Origin of the sequence: Streptomyces sp. YS-3 (genome assembly GCF_045257485.1) — a bacterium.
Taxonomy (GTDB): Bacteria; Actinomycetota; Actinomycetes; order Streptomycetales; family Streptomycetaceae; genus Streptomyces.
The window spans coordinates 1-605 of sequence record NZ_JBJHPC010001191.1; the positions used below are offsets into that span (position 1 = coordinate 1).

Genomic DNA, 605 nt, shown 5'->3' on the forward strand with positions numbered 1-605 from the left:
CTGCCGCTCTCCGCCGCCCAGCGGCGCCTGTGGTTCCTCAACCGCCTGGACGGACCCAACCCCGCCTACCACAGCGTGGTCGCCGCCAGCCTTTCCGGCCCCCTCGACACCCACGCGCTCCGCGCCGCGCTGGCCGACCTGGCCGAGCGCCACGAGAGCCTGCGCACCCTCTACCCGGAGAGCGACGGCGAACCGCGCCAGCTGATCCTTGACGGCGCGGCGCCCGAGCTGGAGATCCTCGACGCGGACCGGGCCGACCTCGCCGAGATCACCGCCCGCCCCTTCGACCTCGCCACCGAAGCCCCCGTACGGGCCGTGCTGCTCACAGAAGGACCCGAGCGCCACACCCTCGTCCTCGCCCTCCACCACATCGCCACCGACGGCGAGTCCTGGGGCCCGCTCCTGGGCGACCTCTCCCGCGCCTACCGAGCCCGCACCCGCGGCGAGCGGCCCGACTGGACGCCGCTGCCGGTCCAGTACGCCGACTACACCCTGTGGCACCGGGAACTGCTGCGCGAGCAGGGCGAGGAACAACTCGCCCACTGGCGCACGGCGCTGGCCGGGCTCCCCGAGGAGCTGGCCCTGCCCACCGACCGCCCCCGGCC

1 protein-coding gene is annotated in these 605 nt (G+C 75.2%); it reads left to right on the plus strand.

What is annotated here, in order from left to right; translation table 11 throughout:
* Positions 1-605 (plus strand): condensation domain-containing protein (locus ACJA3G_RS38255; RefSeq protein WP_406557582.1); only part of this gene is annotated, 605 nt, incomplete at both ends.